This window comes from Sediminibacterium sp. FW305-C-49, assembly GCF_058231085.1.
On sequence record NZ_JBIQXS010000001.1, the window covers coordinates 772,770 to 793,601 of the forward strand.

The 20,832-nt window shown below is 41.7% G+C and carries 12 protein-coding genes; 1 reads left to right on the forward strand and 11 read right to left on the reverse strand.

Features of this window, described 5'->3' with window-relative positions; all coding sequences use genetic code 11:
• Positions 1-4: 4 nt before the first annotated feature.
• The 7 genes from ACH3Z1_RS03150 to ACH3Z1_RS03180 all read right to left on the reverse strand — a co-directional run bounded on the left by ACH3Z1_RS03150 (position 5) and on the right by ACH3Z1_RS03180 (position 10,333).
• Entirely contained in the window at positions 5-1,231 is a 1,227-nt protein-coding gene (locus ACH3Z1_RS03150; RefSeq protein WP_490820392.1) for a multiheme c-type cytochrome, read from the reverse strand.
• 34 nt (positions 1,232-1,265) lie between these two features.
• Positions 1,266-3,590: a TIM-barrel domain-containing protein gene (locus ACH3Z1_RS03155; protein ID WP_490820393.1), complete on the reverse strand. Its 2,325-nt coding sequence runs from the start codon at positions 3,588-3,590 to the stop codon at positions 1,266-1,268.
• Between the two features lie 39 nt (positions 3,591-3,629).
• Positions 3,630-5,417: a DUF885 family protein gene (locus ACH3Z1_RS03160; RefSeq protein ID WP_490820394.1), complete on the reverse strand. Its 1,788-nt coding sequence runs from the start codon at positions 5,415-5,417 to the stop codon at positions 3,630-3,632.
• A 23-nt stretch (positions 5,418-5,440) separates the two neighbouring features.
• Positions 5,441-6,685 (reverse strand): NAD(P)/FAD-dependent oxidoreductase, encoded by a 1,245-nt coding sequence (locus tag ACH3Z1_RS03165; protein ID WP_490820395.1) that lies wholly within the window; start codon positions 6,683-6,685, stop codon positions 5,441-5,443.
• Positions 6,686-6,790: 105 nt separating this feature from the next.
• A complete protein-coding gene (locus ACH3Z1_RS03170) occupies positions 6,791-7,792 on the reverse strand; it encodes a 4-hydroxyproline epimerase (RefSeq protein ID WP_490820396.1) in 1,002 nt (333 codons plus the stop codon).
• A gap of 23 nt (positions 7,793-7,815) precedes the next feature.
• Positions 7,816-9,405: an aldehyde dehydrogenase (NADP(+)) gene (locus ACH3Z1_RS03175; RefSeq protein ID WP_490820397.1), complete on the reverse strand. Its 1,590-nt coding sequence runs from the start codon at positions 9,403-9,405 to the stop codon at positions 7,816-7,818.
• Positions 9,389-10,333: a dihydrodipicolinate synthase family protein gene (locus ACH3Z1_RS03180; protein ID WP_490820398.1), complete on the reverse strand. Its 945-nt coding sequence runs from the start codon at positions 10,331-10,333 to the stop codon at positions 9,389-9,391. Before ACH3Z1_RS03180 ends, ACH3Z1_RS03175 begins: the two co-directional genes overlap by 17 nt.
• A 769-nt stretch (positions 10,334-11,102) precedes the next feature.
• On the opposite strand from ACH3Z1_RS03180, the gene ACH3Z1_RS03185 reads away from it, so the two are divergent.
• Complete coding sequence (locus ACH3Z1_RS03185) at positions 11,103-12,005, forward strand: helix-turn-helix domain-containing protein (protein WP_490820399.1); 903 nt, start codon at positions 11,103-11,105, stop codon at positions 12,003-12,005.
• 59 nt (positions 12,006-12,064) lie between these two features.
• Here the strand turns inward: ACH3Z1_RS03185 and ACH3Z1_RS03190 are convergent, their stop codons facing one another.
• The 4 genes from ACH3Z1_RS03190 to ACH3Z1_RS03205 all read right to left on the reverse strand — a co-directional run bounded on the left by ACH3Z1_RS03190 (position 12,065) and on the right by ACH3Z1_RS03205 (position 20,684).
• Entirely contained in the window at positions 12,065-14,353 is a 2,289-nt protein-coding gene (locus ACH3Z1_RS03190; protein ID WP_490820400.1) for a S9 family peptidase, read from the reverse strand.
• A gap of 8 nt (positions 14,354-14,361) precedes the next feature.
• A complete protein-coding gene (locus ACH3Z1_RS03195; RefSeq protein ID WP_490820401.1) occupies positions 14,362-16,872 on the reverse strand; it encodes an alpha-L-arabinofuranosidase C-terminal domain-containing protein in 2,511 nt (836 codons plus the stop codon).
• 83 nt (positions 16,873-16,955) lie between these two features.
• The gene (locus tag ACH3Z1_RS03200) at positions 16,956-19,361 is read right to left on the reverse strand and encodes a glycoside hydrolase family 127 protein (RefSeq protein WP_490820402.1); all 2,406 of its coding nucleotides are present in this window, start codon (positions 19,359-19,361) and stop codon (positions 16,956-16,958) included.
• 159 nt (positions 19,362-19,520) lie between these two features.
• The gene (locus ACH3Z1_RS03205; RefSeq protein ID WP_490820403.1) at positions 19,521-20,684 is read right to left on the reverse strand and encodes an aldose epimerase family protein; all 1,164 of its coding nucleotides are present in this window, start codon (positions 20,682-20,684) and stop codon (positions 19,521-19,523) included.
• Between the last annotated feature and the right edge of the window lie 148 nt (positions 20,685-20,832).

Below are 20,832 nucleotides of genomic sequence, written 5' to 3' on the forward strand. Positions count from 1 at the left end.
AAATCTAATCCCTCACACTTTTCAAATACTGCACCGTTGCATTGGGATATTTACCTATCAGGTGCGAACGAACCAGGTTGGCAATGGTGCCAGCCTGTTCTGTTTGCAGACTGATCAGTTTGGAGGGGGTTGCAGGCATATGACAGTCGATACAATTGTTAACGATGGTTGCACCCAGTTTTGGCGCCATCTTACAAAACTGCTTGCTGTTTTGCTGATGACAACTCATACAACGGGTGGAGAAAACTTTAAGGTCATTTCTCTCTGTCTTATGCGGATCATGACAGGTACCACATGACATGGTTGCTACGGCCCCTTTAAAACATTTACTGGCCATTAATAACTGATACTGGTTACCATGCACATCTAATTTTGCTGGTTCCTGTTTAACTGTATCGGGCCGGTAAAAATCTTTCAGCAGGTTACCCGGTTTAAACAGAAAAGGAGAGCGAATGGGTTCACGCAAACCAGAATGACAGGTCGCACAATTCTCCATCTTTTGTGTATTGGTAAGATTTTTATAGGTAAGAATATATTTGGCCAGTTTTTCTGCCGGATGTTCCTGTTGGTATGCCACATGTGCTGCAGCAGGACCATGACATCTTTCGCAATCAATACCATAAATAACCGAATTCTTATTTAACTGATCAACACGGTATCCTTTTTCCTCACGCATACCTGTACGTTCCACAAACGAGGCATGACATTCGAAACAGCCAATCGGGATTACACGATCGAAGCGAACACGGTCTGCCGGATAATTCGGGCTATTTACCCAGCATTTACCAATAACAGAATAGGTTACAGGTAACTGGTAAGCATTGCTATCCTGCCAGTATAAAAAAGTCTGCGCCTTTCTTCCCGAACCAATTACAATATCAAATGGAGAGGAGTTTTTTTGTTGACCGGCTTCATATGCTGTCTGAAAAAATCTTCCCTCTTTTGCTTCCATCACTACTTCCAGTTCTCTTGTGTAATGAAAGCGGTTACTGTCTGCATGAAAACTACCTAAAATATTTGCTGCACTGGCAGGGTTAGTTGTACGGCTATGTGCTGTTTGTAGATATGACTTTGTTATATCTGCATGACAACTGATACAGGATGACGAGCCTGCATAACCCATTCCTCTCGGGTCTTGTTGCATCGGTTTTTTTTCCTGCATACAAAACTGAAACAGCAATGCTGTTACAGCTAAACAGGTAATAATCAAAATCCATCTTTGCCTGAACATCAGTTGTATTGTTTAAGAAAGGAAGTTACAATCATTATAATTTGATCTGCTGTTTTATAGTATTGAATTTTACCAGCTTTGATTTTTGTTCAGCTACCCATTCTATTATAAATGTCCTTGGCTCATGTTTCAATCCACCCTGCTGAAGAACCGGATCAATAGTAAGGGTTTTTGTTTTATCGTTCCAGCCAAACCTGATTGTTCTTGATTTTCCTTTCAAATAATCCTGGCTTACGCCATCGTCTTCATACAAAACAAATTCTCCGTCTGTACCTGTATATATTTTTATACGAAGTGGTTGATTAGTCATTTCATCCACATACTGTTTCACTGTATCAACCGGAATAATGGCACCTGCTTTTATATACAAGGGCATCACAGAAAGATCAATCTGTTTCGTTATTTTTTTCCCTCCATTTATTTTTTCGTCTGTCCACCAGTCGTACCAGATGCCTTCCGGCAGGTAAACAGATCTTGTTTTTGCCTGTTTTTCATACACCGGTGCCACCATCATTTCTTTACCCCATAAAAACTGGTCACCAACACCAGCCGCGGTACTGTCTTTGGGATAATGTAACCATAATGCACGCATCATCGGAAGTCCTTTTGTTCTTGCCTCCCATGCCAGCGTATAAGTGTATGGCATTAACTGGTAACGCAATTCGTTATACTGTTTGATAACAGGTTCAATCGTTGGATCATTGAGAGCAGATTCAGGCGGATTATTCCTGTTTTCTTTTGGCCCCATGCTGCTTAATCCCCAACCCCATGGAAGATGCAGCCACCATGTTCTGCCATGCGAACGGAATGATGCATTGAATGCAGCAAACTGATGCCAGCGTGCATACATTTCGCCACTATAATCTTCTGCAGGATAAAATCCACCAATATCAGAACCCCAGAAAGGTGCAATGCTCAGTGAATAATTAATGCCTACTGCAATTTGTGCTTCCAGTGTCTTCCAGGATGATTCCGTATCCCCCGACCATACCCATCCACCCCATTGTGCAATACCCGGATAGCCGTTACGGTGAAGACTCCATGGGCGCAGATTGGGGTTGGTTGATAAATGTCCCTGGTAATACAACTGATGACGTTTAATGCGTTCATGTAAATTAAACCAATCACCTTCATCGGGCCAGAAACCATCAACACCCATTTTTACCAGTCCTTCGTGCTGTTTCCAGTAGTTGGCAATATGTGAAAGTGAATTTGTTGTTTCTTTTTTTTTTGCCGGGATCGATCCATATAAAGTAGGTAATTCATCACGATCCCATGGAACCATGTGCAATATTACTTTTACTTTTTTATCGTGAAACTGATCCAGCACTTTCCTGGGATCACGTTTGAATACGTCTGGATTAAATTCAAATGACGGCTGCATTTTGTTCCAGCCCTTGGGTGTAAATCCTGTTCCCAGATAAATAACGGCATCAATAGGAATTTTCTTCATCCGGAAAGTATCTACAATCGAAGTCATCTGGTAATCATCCTGCAAAGTGCGGTGCGATTGCATATAACCCAATGCCCATTTGGGAGGCATCACTGCAGGGCCTGTAATAGCCGCATACTGCCGCATCATTATTGTGGGGTCTGTTGCATCGAATACAAATACATCATACAACCCATCCACCATTTCGCTTACCGGCGGAAGACCTTTTCCTAAATTTTGTCCCTGGTTACGTTGGGTCTGTGCCTGTCCGGTTACCGGTGGTTTATAAGGAATAAAATAACCTTTATCAGTTGCACGCATATCAACCAATACCCATGGCGTTGTTACAAAAAGTCCCCAGCCGCTCGTGCCCATTAATGTTGCCACAGGATTTCTTGAACCATAAGCATCACCCTGCCAGCGAGGCTGCATACTATCCATAGTACCACGCCTGTCGAATTGAACAACACTGTTTCTCCAGTTTACACCACGTACCGGTTTAGGGCCACCTTCACCCATACCCAGCACTTTTTCTTTCCCTTTCAAATCAAAAGACATCCACCCATTTTCCTGAAACACGATTTGCTGAATCAGTTGCTGTTGCAGATTAAAAACTTTTACCGTCAAAGGCTTTGCCGTTATACTAACTTTTAGTTGACCGATTGTCTGATGAACTTCCTTTTCAATAGAACGAAGTTTCAGAACAGGTGCAGACGATGCATTACTTACCAGGGCCGGATTTAGTGGCAATGGCTTGGTATAAGAAACAGGTTTTACAGTAATACGGATGGCATGATCACCAGATTTACTGATCAGCAGTTCTGCGGCTTCTGCATTTGAAGTCGTTACTTGTTGTGCTTTCGCAAAAGAGATTGTTAGTATCAGGCCAAGGGCAATACAATACCTGATGAAAGAGGGTGCTTTCATAAAAAAGAGATTTGATTAATGAATAACAGGCGTTGACTGCTATTTTTCGTTATAAAATCTCCAGTTTGTTTTGAAATCTTCCGTTAAAGGCTGACCGGTAAGAATAGCCCTTACCATTTCAACAGGCATTGCATTCATCGTGATCACGGCATCGTGGTATTGTTTGTAAGACATTTTACCACTGTCTACCAGTTCTTTCTTCAATGCATAGAACTGACGACCACCTGTTAAATAAGCCAGTTGATACAAAGGCGGATATCTTCCGGTAAATGAACGACGCACTTCGCCTTCTGCATTGGCACGCTCATGACCTACACGGTCTACAAGGAAATCAATACACTGCTGTGGTGTCCATTTGCCCATATGATAATTCAGAGAGAAAATAATTCTGGCGCAACGGTGCATATGCCAGAAAAGCATACCAATTCTGTCTTCCGGCGTTTTGGCAAATTGCATATCCCATAAAATCAACTCCCAGTAAAGCGCCCATCCTTCAGTCCAGAAAGGTGTGCCGAAGTTGCGGTATGTTCTGTTACGCGAGTTCATAAACTGCTGCAGGTTATGGCCGGCAATGAGTTCATGGTGTACCGTTGCTTTTGAAAAATGCGGATTATTGCCACGCATACTCATCATCCTGTCTTCATATGCCATGGTATTGGTAGGATAGGAAATGATGATATCAGATCCACCCAAAAAGAAGGGGTTCACCAACTGGCGTTCGGGAGACATCATCATCATACCCCATGTTTCTTCTGCCAGTGGTGGAATGGTGATGAGGTTGTTCTTCTTCAGAAAATCAATAGACTCAGTATATAATTTCAGGATGGCTTCAGGTTGTTTGCCTGCAGGCACATACATATTTTTCACTTTTTCCTGTGCTGCTTTCCAGTCATTGCCAAAACCCATTTCTTTGGCAGCTTTCAGCATTTCTGCATCACACCAGGCAAATTCTTTATTCGCTATATCAATTAATTCCTCTGGTGAATAAGGAATCATTTCACGTTGTAATTGTTTTACCAGGTTATCTCTACCTGCCTGTACACCTACAATACCGCTGTTATCTGTAGCTGTTAAACCGCTATTGGCTTTGCTTTTCCAGACATTGGCATATGCTGTAAGGGCTTCGTCCAATGATTTATGAACAGTAGGTACCCACCAGGTAAACATAGGGTCGTAACCATTGTAAAATTCATATACACTTAGTGCTGCTGTTTTAATGTTGTTAATTAATTCACCTGCGGTAAAGACAGATTCTGGGTCAATTACTTTTTCTGCTTTCAGTTTGGTCTGCAGGTCTTTTATTTCTGTGATAATAGCTGCCCACTCTTTTGCTACTAACTCACCATTGGGTTGATGACCTCTGCGGCGGCTTTGTTCCAGCGCATAAATTTTACTGGCAAAGGGCATCCATTTGATGATTTTTTTTACTTCCGCTTCTTCTGTCTGTAATTGCTGGGCTTTGTCTTCCAGGTCTCTTTTGAAAAGAATATAATCTACTTTACACTCCTGTGAAAGTCCTTTGAAATTTACTGCTGCCAGTTTTTTCTGGTAATCTTTTACCAGTTGCTGTAAACGCTGGTTTCTTTCGGGCGAACCTACAGCAGCATCGCCACCCCCACCAAAACCTCCACCACCTCCTCTGTTAACAGCGGGTGTATAAAACCTGTTTAATGTTCTGTTATCTGTTGCAAAGCCCTGTATAAGTGATGGCATTTCCTGACAGGGAACATATGCTTCTTTTGATACCTGGGCCGTAGCTTCCTGCATTACTGTACATGCGGTGCTTACAGTCAGCAGCAACAAAAAAGAGTAGGTGTGTTTTTTCATATAGCTGTTTTGGGTGTTGACAATTAATCGAATCGTGTTGGATCAAATGCTTTTATATCAATTGTTGTTGGTTTTCGTGAAGCCAGTTCTGCAATCAGTTTGCCAGTGGCAGGCCCCAGACTCAAACCCATCATGGCATGTCCACCTGCATACAACATGTTATCATATTTAACGCCATAACCAATATAGGGTAAACCATCTGGTGAACAGGGTCTGAAACCATACCATACTTCTTCCCGCTTTGGCATCCCGATCGCAAGACCCGGTAGATAAGCCGGTACCGATTCAACAATACCCTGCACACGGTTCATATTAATCTTATCATTGATTGGCGCAATTTCCATGGTACCACCAAAACGTAAATCATTACCCATGGGTGTAATGGCTACACGGGCTTCACATAAAATAGATGGCACCTGCAACTTGTTATTTGTATTCTTATGCGTAAACGAATATCCTTTGCCGGGCATCAATGGTAATTGCAGACCTGCCATTTGTAACAAGGCTGGCATCCATGAACCGGCGGCCATTACAAATACATCTCCATCTATCAGCTGTTCTCCTACCAGTACTGATATTATTTTATTGCCCTTTCTATTAATCTGTTTAACAGGCTTACCGGTTACAAAACGAACCCCTTTCTGTTTCAGGTACTGAATCAGTTGTTCATTCAGTTTATTGGGATAGAGATGAGCATCGCAACGATAATGTACCGCTCCCAGCACATCCAGTTGTACATGTGGTTCCAGTGCCTGGGCCTGTTCTGCTGAAAGTGCTTCCACATCGAGTCCCATGCCTCTGGCTGTTTCAGCCATATGCACTTCTTCTTCCCCTACTTTCTCCGTTTTGTAATACATGATGATTCCCTTTTTTTCAAAAGCAAAATCAAAACCTGGCTGGCTGCTCAGGTCTTCATATAATTTTTTACTCAGCAGGTTGATATCGGTAAGTGGTCTGGCCGATTTTTTTACGTTTGCTTCATTCGCTGATTTAATAAATTTCAATCCCCAGTTAATCAACTGTCCGCTTAACGAGGGTTTTACATAAAAAGGACTCTTTGAATTAAACATCCAGCGAATGCCCTGGGCCACAATACCTGGCGCTGCCAGTGGTACAAAATGACTGGGTACAATCATGCCAAGATTACCATAAGAGCAACTATCTGTAAGATCTGTTTTATCAATAATGGTTACATCCCACCCATCCTGTACAAGATAGTAAGCCGAACTCAAGCCTATAATACCTCCACCAATAATTACTGCTTTCATGTGTTTATTTCAATTGATTGTAGCCACCTGGAATTCGACAAAAAATACTTCAGCTTTTGTCTCCATTTTGCCATGGCTTATTTCATACATCTGTCAATTCAACAATCAGATAACCTGGAACCCATGTGCATATGGGTCTTCATCGTCTATAATAATTGTGTTGTATCCTGTAACAATGGCCCAGCCTTCTATACTTGGCACAATAGCGGGCTGACCATTTACAGTTGTTTCTGCTTCAATTCTTCCCGTGAATGTGGAACCAATAATACTTTCGTGTATAAAGTCATCTCCTTTTTTCAGTTTCCCTTTAGCATACCATTGCGCCATTCTTGCTGATGTTCCTGTTCCACATGGGGAGCGATCGATGGCTTTGTCTCCATAAAAAACCGCATTCCGTGCAGCAGATGATGGCGCCAGCGTTTTTCCCGTCCACAACAAATGACTCAGGCCCTTGATGTTTTCATTCTCCGGATGAATAAAAGAATATTTTTCATTCAGTCTTTTCCTGCAAACACGGCTCCATGAAATCAGTTGATCGGCCGTATAATTTTCAATGCCTGCGAAATTGGTCTGAGGATCTACGATGGCATAAAAATTTCCGCCATAAGCCACATCTACTTTAATGGTACCCAGGTCTGGACATTCCACTTCAAGATCTGCAGCATAGAGAAAGGCAGGTACATTGGTTAATTTTACCGACTTCACTTTTTTACCTTCCTGTTTGTATTCAATGAGTACTAAACCAGCAGGTGTTTCAATGCGGAGCTGACCGGGCTTTTTTGGAATCACCAATCCTTCTTCAATGGCAATGGTAATGGTACCAATGGTTCCGTGACCACACATAGGTAAACAGCCACTGGTTTCAATAAACAGTACGCCAATATCATTTTGCGGGTCATGTGGTGGATAGAGTATACTTCCACTCATCATATCATGTCCTCTTGGCTCAAACATCAATCCTTTTCTGATCCAGTCATATTGAGCCAGAAAATGCAATCTTTTTTCCATCATGGAATTTCCTTCCAGTAATGGTCCGCCACCTGCCACCAGACGAACCGGGTTGCCACAGGTATGCGCATCTATGCAAAAAAATTTTTTATGTGCCATCTGGTAATAATCAAATTCAAAAACTAAACAATCGGTTCCCTGGTATATGTGCCATTTACTTTACGCATGATACCTGCTTCGTTTTTATCCTGCAGGTATAAAGGCAATAAGTTTTGCGGACAGTCCTGGTAACAAACAGGTCGTACAAATCTTCTGATCGCCTCTGTTCCTACAGAAGTTGTTCTTGCATCTGTGGTTGACGGGAAAGGACCGCCATGCACCATGGCATGACATACTTCCACACCCGTTGGAACATTATTGAAGATGAGTCGGCCAACCTTCTGCTGCAAAATATCGATCGTTGAAGTATAGATGGTTAATTCTTCGGTGTTCCCGAATACAGAACCGGTTAATTGTCCGTGGAGTGTTTTTAATGACGCATCCAATTGTGCTTTATCATCACATACAACCAACATGGAACAAGGGCCAAAAACTTCGTCCTGTAAAGATGCATCTGCAATAAAATCAGCAGCAGACACCGATAATAATGCAGGACTAGCTTTATAAGAAGATGACAGATCTTCTCCTGCGTATAATTGCTTCACTCCTTTTGCCTGTGCCGTTTTGTTGCGATCGTTGTAATAACTTTTGCAGATAGTCTGGTTGAGCATGGTACCTGCTGCTGCATTTGACAGTGCCGCAACAAGTGATTCTGTAAAAGCATCTGTTGTACGTGATTTAATGACAAACAATAAACCAGGGTTCGTGCAAAACTGACCAACACCCAATGTCATGGATCCTGCAATGGCTGTTGCAGTTTCAGTTGTTCTGGCAGCGAGTGTTTCAGGCAACAATACTACCGGATTGATGCTGCTCATTTCAGCATACAGGGGTATGGGTTCTTTTCTTTTCTGTGTTACTGTTGCATACAATGCCATACCAGCACGGTATGAGCCGGTAAATCCGATGGCTTTGATAGCTGGTTCCATGGCCAGTTGCTGACCGAGTGTGGCACCTTCACCATTGAGTGATGAAAATACACCATCGGGCATGCCTGTTTTTTTGGCCGCAGCCTGTATGGCAGAAGCCATGAGTTCATTGGTGCCTGCGTGTGAGCTATGTGCTTTTACAAGTACAGGGCATCCCGCAGCTAATGCAGAAGCCGTATCTCCACCTGCTGTAGAAAATGCAAATGGAAAATTACTTGCGGCAAACACCACTACCGGACCAACGGGTTGTAACAACCTGCGCAAATCTGATCTTGGCAGGGGTTTACGATCGGGTAAAGCGGTATCTATAACAGCATCGGCCCATGAACCTTCTCTGAGTAAAGCTGCGAAGAGCTTTAACTGGTTCATGGTTCTGTCTCTCTCGCCTGTTAACCTTGCCAGGGGTAATCCTGTTTCAAGATTGGTTCGTTCGAGCAGCTCATCGCCGATCAGTAAAATTTCTTCAGCAATGGCTTCCAAAAAAGTAGCACGTTGCTGAAAATTGGTTTTACTGTAAATATCAAAAGCAGCTACCGCTTTTGCGATAGCTGCTTCGATCTCTTCGTTTGTTGCTATATGAAATAATTCGGGGAGAACTGTTCCCTGAAGGGTGCTGAACGATTGAAATGTTTCAGCGCCTTTTTTTGTTGTATCAAATCCGATGACATTATGCCCATGCAGCATCCTTCTTATGTTTCAGGTTCAAATAATCTGGCAATACCGGACGTGTTGCCAATGCTTTTTCAATTACAGCGGTTACCGCTTTTAATTCTTCGCCTTCCAATGGTAAACGTGGTGCTCTTACATGCGCAGTACCAATACCAGTATGTTGTGCAGCCAGTTTAATATACTGAACAAGTTTCGGGTGTATATCCAGTTCGAGTACAGGCAGGAACCAACGATAAATTTTTAATGCCTCATCAATCATACCTGCTTTTACCAGGCGGTAGATAGCAACGGTTTCAGCAGGAAATGCATCCACCAGTCCGGCTACCCATCCATCGGCACCTATACATAAACTTTCCATGGCCAGCGGATCAACTCCTGTAAGTACGCTGAAACGATCCCCAAAACGGTTGTGCATACGTATTACATTCGACACATCACGTGTTGATTCTTTTACTGCCTGGATGTTTTTATAAGGCACCATGGCTTCAAACATATCAAGCGTTACCATTATTTTATAATCAACGGGGTTGTTATAAATCATAATAGGCAGAGCAGTAGCTGTTGCCACAGCTTTAAAATATTCAAGTGTTTCTTTGCTATCGGCATTATAACGCATCGGTGGCAATAACATCAAACCATCGGCACCATTTTTTTCAGAATCCTGTGCGAGCTGTATAGCCGCCTTGGTGGTTTGCTCAGCGATATTAATGATCACTGGAAAATCTTTGGGTACGATCTCCTTTGAATAGAATAACAAATCTCTTTTCTCTTCATTCGATAAAGAGCTTGCCTCACCCAAAGAACCGCCGAGAATGATACCATCTACACCCGCATCCATCTGGGCCTGCAGATTCGTTTTATACACTTCGAAATCTACAGAGTCATCCGCTTTGAATGGAGTAAGCAGTGCCGGATAAACACCTTTCCATGTTATATTAGCCATACTGAATAATTTATAAAAGCAAAACTAACAGGAACTTTAGGGGGCCTGTTTTTCTGTATTAATAAATTCTATACCGATTTTAACTGTTTTTGAAATGTCTTGTACCATTAGGGTTATTATTTCTTTTCTTTTGGCCCAATTCTACAGTATTACAATCAAAAACGTACTCGTGGAGCAACCGGGTTTATTTTTATTTGACAGCTTCACCTTCTCTATTCTTTCATTCATCTAATATATTAAAATATCCCTCTGCTGTTATGCCCCACCCAACAACCCATGATCAACAGATTAGATCAGCTTCATCTTCTATTTTTAGCCTTCATCCATTAATTTAACCTGTTGAATGCCTACCTACTTATTCTTTGCATGAATTACTACTCCCTGTTTCCATTTCCTCCATCACTGCATAACTCACCAAATCAAGCCTGGTCTATCGTTCCGGGTAAAATTCTGGTATAATAAGGTTAATACACGGCTATTTTAACCCTATATCGAAAGTCAGCTTTTCATCAATGCCCGCTTTCTCAAATATAGGAAAAAATAAACGTTATTTTGACACTAAATGTACTGTTATTGCGTTCAGCACCAAACGATTAAATTAACTTTCCCATGAAGAATTAAAAAAAGGCTGTCAAATACAAGTTTCTAAAATGTGAAAACCACGCAGCATATCTAATATCTTAACTGTCTATTGATACCAGAACCCTGAGAAATGATAATATTGGTTATTATTGTTTGACAGGGCCCAGACCTACATAAACCCCCATTGATGAAAGTCTTACAATTTACCATACCCGTTCCAGGCGACAAGAACATTATTGTACAGCACGACCTGCTGCCTTATTTCTACCCACACCTGCACAGGCATGATGAAATTCAACTTACCTGGATTCAGAAGGGAGAAGGCACATTGGTAGTCGATAATAACATGTATCCGTTTGGGCCGAACGAAATTTATTATCTGGGCGCCAACCAGCCACATGTATTTAAAAGCGACCCCATGTACTTTTCAGCAAAAAGTAAAAGAAAGGTACAGGCCATCACCATTCATTTCAATCCCAATGGCAAACTCGCTTCGCTTTTCGATCTTGCTGAAATGAAGCATATACAGACTTTTCTGCAGAAGCATAACAATGGTTTCATTGTACCTTCAGAACAGGTCTCAGATATTTCTCATAAAATTCAGCAGGTAAGCAAGAGCCACAGCACCGACCAGATGATTGCATTTATTGACTTACTGAAAAAATTTACCAGCATTCCAAAGCTGAAAGAATTATCAAGTATCTCCAATCTTACCACAGTTAGCGAGCACGATGGTATCAGGCTCAGTCATATTTACCATTATATCATGGCCAACTACGCCAAAAACATTACACTCGAAGATGTGGCTCAACAGGCGCATATGACACCTCAGGCTTTCTGCCGTTATTTTAAGAAGAGAACACTACACACATTTGTTTCTTTTCTGAATGAAGTACGTATCAATGAAGCCTGTAAAAAATTAACTACCGGCGACAGCGACAGTGTAAGTATCTCTACTATTGCTTACAACTGTGGTTTTAACACTGTTACCAACTTTAACCGTGTATTCAAAACAGTCATTGGTAAATCGCCAAGTGAATATGTGGATGACTATTTCAGAAGCACTTACGAAGAAACAACCACCGTATAAACAGTAAAGCGGCGATTCTACTTGAATCGCCGCTTTACTTATCAGAAACGTACCTGTTATTAATCTTCTGTTGCCAATTCATCCATATTTCTGTCAGGCGGATCAACACCCAATAAGCTTTTCACAAAGAAATCTCTTTTCTTCGCTCTTCCATAAGGGCCTCCATCGCTGTGACCCATTCCCGGAACTGCCAGGAAGTCGAACGTTTTTCTTGCTTTAATCAACGCATCAGCTACACGATAGGTTGACTCTGGTGGTACATTGGTATCAGCTTCCCCAACAATCAACAAAAGCTTTCCTTTTAGTTTATGGGCATTGGTGATATTCGACTGCTCGTCGTAATGTTTCGCTATCGGGTAACCCATCCACTGTTCATTCCACCATTGTTTGTCTACCCGGTTGTCATGGCAGCCACATGCTGATACTGCTGCCTTGTACCAGGTGGGATGAAACAATAAACCACCCAATGAGTTTTGTCCACCTGCCGATGTGCCGTACAAACCCACTCTTGTTGTATCTGCCTGCGGATATTTGGCAGCAACAGCACGCATCCATGCAATGCGGTCGGGGAAACCAGCATCTGCCAGATTTTTCCAACATACATCATGGAAGGCTTTGGAACGGTTGGCTGTTCCCATTCCATCAATTTGTACTACTATAAAACCAAGCTCTGCCATGCTTTGCATTTCACCAAATGCAGAAAAAGATTTGGGTACGAATGCGTCCTGTGGACCGGCATAAATATTTTCAATAATGGGATAACGTTTTTTAGGATCGAAATTAGAAGGGCGACAGATGATGCCCCAGATATCGGTTACACCATCACGTCCTTTTGCAACAAATGGTTCCGGTAATATGAACCCTGCAGCAACATGTTTACTGATATCGGCCTTCTCCAGCTCCATCAGTTGTTTACCATCTGCTACCCGACCCAGTACAGAAACAGGTGCCTGGTCTACTGTAGAATAAGTATCTACAAAATATTGTTTGTCCGGCGACCAGGTGATGCGGTGATGAAATCCGGGTTTGGTAAGTGTTATCATATTTTTTCCATCAAAACCAATACGGTAATAATGAAGGAAATATGGGTCCTCCCCTTTATTCATACCACTGGCCTGAAACCATATCTCTCTTTTTTTCACGTCAACACTATCCACTGAACGAACCACCCATTCACCTTTGGTAACAGGATTTTTTATAGTGCCGCTTTTTGCATCCACTAGATAAATATGTCTCCAGCCGTCTTTTTCTGTAACCCATAGTATTTCTGCTGTCTCAGGCAGGTAATAAGTGAAAATGCGTTGCTCGTAAATAAATGTATTGGTTTGTTCATCTACAATATTTCTTGTATTTCCATCTGTGGCATTTACTTCAATAATTCTGAACCGCTGGTGACCGCGATCTACCCTTTCAAACATAAAGTGATCGTTATCACCTTTATTCCAGTTCAGTTTTGGTGCGTCAAAAAAGTCGATGATATCTGTTTTTACTTTTACAACAGACTTGTCAGCCACTTTAATCAGGTGCATTTCATAAGTGGAAAAATCATCACCTGGCTGCTTATACGGACGTTCTTTCATTTCACCACGTGTGGTACCTGGAACAGATGTAAGTACATAATACACTGGTTTATCAACCACTCTTTTGATTTTATATGCCACGAGGTATTTACCATCTGGCGACCAGGTAATGTCGCCATAGGGCAGTGCAGGTGTACCATCGGTAGTGTACTGAACTGCTGTTCCACCGCCAACAGGCTCAAGGTATATATTGTGATCCTTTACCGATACGTTCCATTGATTATCAGGTGAAGTTCTCGCGTTTCTGTTTCGCTGCCACCGACCGGGCATACGTGTTAAAGACGGATACTCTGTTTTATCAACCGGTAGCGAATCAATTTTTGACACGCTATAAGTGGTAAGATCTACATCGTAAAACGTACGACCGAGCGAAACGGCTATTTTCTTTCCATCGGGATACAAATATGCATTCCTGATGGGCAAACGGTTGGCTGCCGCTGGTTTATCTTGTACCGATGTAAGAGCCGCTGCCATTTTCTGTGCATCGAACAATGGGCGTTTTACATTTCGGATAGGATCGACATGTAAATATTCAGATTGACTATCGGGTAATGCATTCCTGTACCAAAATGCAGATGGGCCGCTCCAGTTAGGAGTAACATTCAATTTGAACGCTGTTCTACGTGCCAAACTGTCTCTGTCGTTGGCAGCTTTATACCTGGCTAATATTTCAGTACGTGATGGACTGTATGATGGCAATGGTTTTTGCTGTGCAGACAATTCACCTGTTACAGCAAATAAGGATACAAGGATTAACAACCGTTTCATTTTCGCTGTTATTTTTTAGTTGGGATTCGTAAAACAGTAATTGAATATTTAGGGAAACTATGCACCAGTTTTTTTGCACCAGCAGTTTTTGCTGTAGTTGCAACAGGTATGTATTTTTTTGGTTCTGCAAATGAATTCTCTGCAGAAGTTTCATCAGAAGCAATGGTATATGCTTTATAAGTACCAGCAGCTTCAATCGTTCCATCCAGTTCAATGTCTGTTTCAATGGCTTCGTCATTTCCGTTCACCATTTTCACAATCAAATCACCTGTTTGCTGATCACGACCTGCAATACCAATCAATTTTTTGGGCTCGGTATAAGAAAGCAGCAATACATCATCGAGGTAACAATCTACTTTATCGTGACCTACTTCCAGTCTTATTTTGTACCATCTGCCTGTTTCAATAGGCTTGGCCAGCCTTTTAGTGGGCGATACATTCGCAACAGATCCTTCACTTACAATTTCAAACACGGTGCTATTATTCACGAGTGCACCAATATGTGCACGCAACATAGAATTCGTACCAGTTACTGCAAATGGAATGATAAAGGCATTTGTTCCTCCTGTTTTCCTTGCTTCCAGTTTCAGCGTGTAAGTATCAAAGGATTTGTCTTTGAGGATCATGAGTCTTTGCGCTCCCTGCGCTGTTTGTGCCATAGCACCGTCTTTTACCTGCCATGAACCTCTTACAGACTGCCATTCATTGGCTTTGTTTATAAAATCGCTTTGGTAAACAGTTTGTCCGTTTTGTATGACTTCAATATTGCGGTATTCTGTTTGGGTATCCCAGGTAGCCAGACCAATGCTTCCTTTGTTTTTCGGTTTCTTTACTGCTGCTTCTTTTTGTTGCAGAGAAACAGAGAAGTTTTCATCAGACCTCTGTTCGTTCATCAACTGAATCGTATAGTAGGAGATACGTGCAAAACTGCTATCGGCTTTATACTTGATGAGGTTTACCGGCCAGTGCCTTGTATTTACATTTTCGAATAATGGTGCATAGCTCGACATTTTCACGAGGTCGCCATTGTTTTCCATACCTAATATATAAGCCGCATCATTCAGTGCTGCCTGCATATTACCATTACCTACACCTGCATTGGTAGCATATTCACCAACATATACCTCATAATCACCGCGTTTGTAATTGTCAAAATGATCATAATTCGTGAATGACCAGAAAGCACTTTTGTAAGCATGTTCATCAGCAATATCTGTTACTTTAATGCTATCAAGTGTACGTCGGTTGATATCACCTATACCCATACTGGATACAATCTTGATATCAGGATACTTAGCCTTGATAGCTTCGTGAAAACGATTATATCGTTTTGCATACCAGGGACCATGTTGTTCGTTACCTACTTCAATATATTTCAGTGGAAATGGTTTGGGATGACCATTTTGTGCACGAACCTTACCCCATTTAGAACTAACAGGTCCAACCGCATATTCAATGGCATCCAGTACATCATCAATCACAGCCTGTACTTCTCCGTCACTAATAAATGTGCCACTCCTGAATTCGCATGAAACACCGGCATTGAACACATACAAAGCATCTGATTTGATGTCTTCACAAAACTGCAAATACTCGTGGTATCCAAAACCATCACTCGACCAGTAACCCCAAACACTGAATGTTCCCGGTCTGTTTTCCAATGGACCTATTGCATTTTTCCAGTTGGGGGCACTTTCAACATTCACACCTTCTACGAAACAACCTCCTGGCCAACGCACAAAAGCCGGTTTTAAATCGGCCAGGTATTGTGCCAGATCGGCTCGTAAGCCATTGGGTCTGTTTTTAAATGTTTTTTTTGGAAACAGCGATACGAAATCAAATGATATCTCTCCTGTTGATTCCAAGCGAAAAGCAAAACTTGATTTACCATCGGTTTCCGCTGCCGTTAATGTGCAATTGAATTTTTTCCAGTCTTTACTGTTGACTGATTTGAATGTATGCGATGCAATTTCTTTTCCGGCAGAAGACAATAAGACAACGGTGAGTGGTCCTTTATAGGCTTCATTTGTTTTTGTGTAAAAACTCAGTGTATATGATTCTCCTTTTTTAGCATCAATACCCCAGAATCCTTCATTTACAAAATAATCTTTCCCTGTTCCCGACAATTGTTCAACTGTAAGGAATGCCGATTGAGGGGTGGCCGCTGTTAGCGGTTTTTCGGTGCTGATGGTTGCATTTACTTTGGCATTTTCACCAAGTGATAATTTCCAGTAAGGCATGGCTGTTTTTACAGGCCATGGCATACGCCAATCACTTGCTCTTCCATTGAGGTTATAGTGTGGTTTTTTATTGGGGTTGGCATTCAGCATACCATTCTCCACAACGGAGCCGGGAGGAATCCTACTTTCTTCAAAACCACGGTTCTGAATCAGTTCAGCATACAGTCCTCCTTCACCACCATGACTGATTTCTTCAAAGAAAATACCGTGCAGGTTAGGCGACACCGTATTTTTTACTTTGCTGGTATATACTTTCATCGATGCTTTTTCCTGAGCCATACCTATAGAAGCTGATGCAACAAAGCACCCCATCAACACAGTACGAAAAGAATATTTGAATTGCATAATTGTTTGCTTGATTTTTATTTTACGATCCACTCATGAACACCCGTAGCATGATCTTTGGGTAAACGAATTTTCATTCGGATAGCCGTAGTTTTTACAGGTGTAAAGCGAACTGTATTGTATTTGTCCTTTGCATTTTCATAGGGTGCCGTAGTTTGTACTGGCACCCACTGATCGCCCTGTTTGTATAATAACTCCCAAGATGCAGGAATACGACATCCGCCAAAAGGACTGTCATCATACCAATACACTTTTGATTCTGAAACAGTTTGTTCCTGGTCAAATTCATACTGTATCCACTCTTCTGTATCTTTTTTAGGCCACCAATGCAGGTATAATGCAGATTTATCTTCTGAACTCGAAGGCTCAAACTGGTCATTCAAAGCATTCAGCATTCGTTGGTTATTGATAGAACCACTGATTTTACTTTTCGAGGCAATTGTTGGTGCCGGCTTGGGGCGGGCAGCTCCTTCAACATAAGGAATCCATACTACCATTTCGCCTGAACCACGATTGTTCCAGGAGTAATAGGGTATAGCTTTTACAGGCTGTTCTTTTTTCAACAACTCATCACTGTTGAGTTGACGTGTAGTTGCACTGCCTGTACCATTTAACAGCAATACGCCATTTAATAATTGCGGATCAAATGATTCTTTTAAAGATGCTTGCTGCGGAACCACAATATTCTGTACTACTTTATCAGCATGGTCAGGCCCTTCCAGACAAAATACCAATGGACCTCTTTGCAATGCGAATCTTCCCTGATCGTCTTTTATTTTCTCATTCGCCAGTACCTTTTCTATTTCCATGGGCAGACTAAAACTCACTACATCGCCTTTTTTCCAGATACGGCTAAACACGGCATAACCTTTTTCCAATGTATACTCAACGGGTTTACCATTGATACTAATTTGTATCTGTGTTTGTTTTTGATCAGCAAAACGATACAAGTCACCAGGTACCGCTTCCTGTCTTGCCCATCCTGGTATTCTCACACGCAATGCAAAAGGGATCTGTTTTTCGGGGTTTACCGTAATTTTTACGCCACCTTCCCAAGGGTAAGCGGTTTCCTGTGCAATCTTTAATTTACCTGCGGGTAATGTAACATCTGCTTCATTGGTCATGAACAGATTTACATATACATTATTCTGATCCTGCGCATATACATAGCCCGGAACAGATGGCATAAAACGTGTTACGTTTGAAATGCAGCAGGCACAACCAAACCATGCACTACGGGCATGCTGCCCCATTGATGCCAATGGATTTGGGTAGAAGAATTTTTTTCCATCCTGAGCAATACCTGATAATACACCATTGTATAAAACCCGTTCCATCACATCAACATATTTCGCATCACCATGTAATAAAAACATGCGGATATTCCAGTATACATTAGCAATAGAAGCACAGGTTTCTGCATAAGCCGACATATTGGGCAATTCGTATGCAGCACCAAATGCTTCACCGGCACCGGTTGCACCGATACCGCCAGTGAGGTACATTTTTTTAGTCACTACATCGGACCATATATTGTCAATGGCTTTGATATAGGATGCATCTCCCGTAAGTGCTGCCACATCGGCCATACCTGTATACATATATGCAGCACGAACAGCATGACCTACTGCTTCATTTTGCTGTACTACAGGTTTGTGCGACTGGCTGTATTGAGAACCTCTTACCTGTCCATTACCACGTATATCTAAAAAGTATTTTGCCAGATCGAGGTATTCTTTTTTACCGGTTACTCGGTATAGTCTCGACAAACCTGTTTCAATTACCTGGTGACCAGGAAAATACGGCGCTTTACCATGCAGAAAATCTTTAACAATGAGGTCTGCATTTTTGGTGGCAATGTTCAACAGGTTCTTCTTACCGGTAGAAAGAAAATGCGCTACAGCAGCTTCGTATAAGTGACCTGCATTATAGAGTTCATGACTCAGATCAGGATCTTTTTCCCAACGTTTCGGACTGATCCATGGATGCAGTTTTGCGGGTTTCATGGTACGGAAAGTATAGAGATAACCATCCGGCTCTTGTGCTTCTCCGATAATTGTGATCAGTGAATCGACTGATCTGTCCAGCGCTGGATTTGGCTTTACCTGTAAGGCATATGAAGCGCCTTCTATCACTTTGAAAATATCAGAATCATCAAAAGGATATTCTGTTAATTTCTCAGGCGCCATCTTTCCCGCCGCTTTCAGGAAATTATCGACACGTCCTGTTTCACGACTTTTCTGTAACACATACGGAATGGTTACTTCCGCATTGATCTTAATACGCGGTGCCCAAAACTGATCATGTACATGAACATGATTGAACGTTACCGGTTGAATGGGATAGTCTTTCACCTGGGCATTCAGGTTACATACAGACAATAACATCCCCGCAACAAAAAATTTGTTTTTGCAGATACTCATGTTTCCAAAATTTATATTTGATCTATCACTGGCTTTTCAAAGAAAAGCCGGTATTCATGCAGTGTCCACCTTTCCTTGTGAGACTTAGAATCTGTCTAAAAATACAACTGTAGTTTTCGTTTTATTTTTCAGATATTAACCAATACTGACTCTATTTTGTTATTTCTGAACGCCAAACTGGTAGATGGTGGTAGTCTGGTATTTTTTTCCGGGCTCCAGTGTTGTTGACGGAAATGATGGTTGGTTGGGCGCATCAGGATAATGCTGTGTTTCCAGGCAAAATGCTGAGCGATGTCCATATGCTTTCTGTTGTTTACCAACCAGTTTGCCATCCAGGAAATTACCGCTGTAAAACTGTATAGCAGGTTCAGTTGTGTATACATCCATCAATATACCTGTTGAAGGTGCATATACCGATGCTGCTTTTTCTAAAGCCCCGGCCTGCTTTTTATCGAGGACAAAATTGTGATCGTAACCCAGTCCGTTTTTAATTTGTATATGGTTAGCACCTATCTCTTTACCAATCTGTTTTGATGATCTGAAATCAAACGGTGTTCCCTCTACAGCTACCGGATCTCCTGCAGGAATCAAGGTAGTGTCTACTGCAGAATATTTTGAGGCATAGATGGTCAGCATATGATCGGTAATGGTTTCGTTACCCTGACCACTCAGGTTGAAATAAGCGTGGTTAGTGAGGTTCACTACAGTAGCCTGATCGGTAGTTGCTTCATAATCGATTTTTAATTCGTTGGCATCTGTTAATGTATAAATGACTTTTACCGTAAGATTTCCGGGATAGCCTTCTTCTCCGTCTTTGGATACATAACTTAATTCAAGTGTATGATCATCTTTCTGAACAGCATCCCATACCTGGTTGTGAAAACCCATTGGGCCACCATGTAAACTATTTATGCCGTTATTGGCTGCCAGTTGATACGTTTTCCCATTCAGTGAGAATTTTGCTTTTGCAATACGGTTTCCATAACGCCCGATCAGTGCGCCAAAATAGGTTTCGCTACGGGTACGATAATGATTCAGACTATCATAACCTAGTGTGATATCAGTCATCGCACCATTCTTATCAGGTACTACCAATGCTACCACTCTTCCACCGAAATTGGTGATGGCCGCTTGCAAGCCTCCGGTATTCTTCAATACGTATAAACGAACCGGTTTATTATCAACAGTTGTTTCATAAGCCGCCTTTAATGCAGTTGTATCTAGTACTGTAGGAGTGGCTGCTGTTTTATCGGCAGGTGCGGAAGTACATTGTACCAATAAGGTAATAAGGGCTAAAACGGCTATGTTTTGTAGTTTTTTCATATGGTGATGATAGATGGTTTGCAATCGGTGTAAATATCCTGAAACCCTTAAAGGGCCGTACCAAATTAGAGAAAAATTATTAATTGTAAAAAAAACACTTATTATTTTTTACGGAATACTTATATTTAATCCTGAGATTTGTTACTTT